The following is a 2,070-nucleotide window of genomic DNA, read 5'->3' on the forward strand; positions in this document are numbered from 1 at the left end:
AGTCTGGCGTTATTAAGGACCCCATTACCACCCGCGCCGATGTGAGTATTCGCGAAGTGTTGCAGGTGATGGCCGTGCACGGAATTTCCGGCGTGCCAGTCGTGGATGGTGAGCGTCTGGAGGGCATCGTGACCCACCGCGACCTGCGCTTTGAAACGCGCATGGATGCCCCGGTGAGCAGTGTCATGACCCCGCGTGAGCGCCTGGTCACGGTGCCGGAAGGAACCAGTCTGGACGCCACCAAGGCATTGCTGCATCAGCATCGCATTGAAAAAATCCTGGTGGTTAACGAGAGTTTCGAATTGCGTGGGCTGATTACGGTCAAGGATATCCGCAAGGCTACTGAACACCCGCTGGCCTGCCGTGATGGGCAAGGCCGCCTGCTGGTGGGTGCAGCGGTGGGCGTCGGCGAAGGCACCGACGTGCGGGTACAGGCACTGGCGGAGGCGGGGGTCGATGTCATTATCGTCGATACGGCCCATGGTCACAGTCAGGGTGTGCTCGACCGGGTACGCTGGGTGAAGGATCATTTTCCGGATGTGGATGTAATCGGCGGCAACATTGCTACCGGAGAGGCGGCCCTGGCGCTGGTGGAAGCAGGCGCTGATGCCGTCAAGGTGGGTATCGGACCGGGCTCTATCTGTACGACGCGTATTGTTGCCGGGGTAGGTGTGCCACAGGTCACGGCCATCAGTAATGTGGCGGACGCGCTGGCAGGTACCGGTGTATCGCTCATTGCCGACGGCGGCATCCGCTATTCCGGGGACTTCGCCAAGGCGTTGGCCGCGGGGGCGCATGCGGTCATGGTCGGTGGCCTGCTCGCGGGTACCGACGAAGCGCCGGGCGAAATCGAACTTTATCAGGGGCGTTCCTACAAGGCTTATCGTGGCATGGGTTCGCTGGGGGCCATGCAGCAAGGGTCTGCCGACCGCTATTTTCAGGATGCCAGTCCGGAGGCCCCCAAGCTGGTGCCCGAAGGCGTGGAAGGCCGGGTGCCCTATAAGGGACCGGCCGGGCAGGTGATTCACCAGCTCCTCGGTGGCTTGCGCTCCAGCATGGGCTACCTGGGGGCAGAAGATTTGTCGGCTCTGCGCAGCCGTGCCCGCTTCATCAAGATTACCCAGGCGGGCGTGCGCGAGAGCCATGTCCATGACGTGAATATCACCAAAGAAGCGCCCAATTACCGGGTGGAGTGAACCATGCAAGAACGTATCCTGATTCTCGATTTCGGTTCTCAGTTCACCCAGCTTATTGCGCGGCGGGTGCGCGAAGCCCACGTTTATTGTGAAATTCATCCCTATAATATGCCACTCGCGGACATTCGTGCGTGGCAAGCGCAGGGGATCATTCTGTCCGGCGGACCATCGTCGGTACATGATGTCGACGCTCCCATGGTTGATCTGGACGTGTTTACCCTGGGCCTGCCGATCCTCGGTATTTGCTACGGCCTGCAGTTGATGGCGCATTTGCTGGGCGGAAGAGTCGGCAAGGCGGAGCATCGGGAATATGGCCGGGCGCACATTCAGATAACAGAAGCGGTCGGCCCGTTCTTACCCTTCGGGGCGGCAGACACTGCCGAAGAAGTCTGGATGAGTCACGGCGACCGGATCGAGTCCGTGCCCGATGGTTTCCGAGTCCTGGCCAGCAGTGCCAATTCGCCGCTGGCGGCTATTGGCGACCCTGCGCGCAACTTCTATGGCGTGCAGTTTCATTTGGAGGTCGCCCATACCCCCCGTGGTGCGGAGATGCTCACGGCCTTCGTGCGCGGCGTATGCGGCTGCACGGGTGATTGGACCATGCACTCTTATGTGGACACGGCAGTGGCGACGATCCGTACCCAGGTGGGTAAGGGCCGGGTCATTGCCGCGCTTTCCGGCGGGGTGGATTCGGCCGTAGCGGCCGTGCTCATTCATCGCGCCATCGGCGACCAGCTCACCTGCATTTTTGTGGATAACGGGCTGTTGCGCTTTGGGGAAGCGGAGAAGGTGGCGACGGTCTTTCGCAATTACTTTCAGATTCCCCTGCAGGTGGTGGATGCCCGACAGCGTTTTCTGGATGTACTGGCGGATG

The 2,070-nt window shown here is 61.1% G+C and carries 2 protein-coding genes; both read left to right on the forward strand.

The window, feature by feature from the left end; all coding sequences use genetic code 11:
* The coding region (guaB, locus tag AC2VNK_RS06765; protein ID WP_486883252.1) for an IMP dehydrogenase at positions 1-1,196 on the forward strand (1,196 nt) is incomplete at its 5' end.
* A 3-nt stretch (positions 1,197-1,199) separates the two neighbouring features.
* Positions 1,200-2,070, forward strand: an 871-nt coding sequence (guaA, locus tag AC2VNK_RS06770) for a glutamine-hydrolyzing GMP synthase (RefSeq protein WP_486883253.1), incomplete at its 3' end; no start/stop codon positions are given.

Source organism: Acidithiobacillus sp. TH-A35 (genome assembly GCF_057473505.1).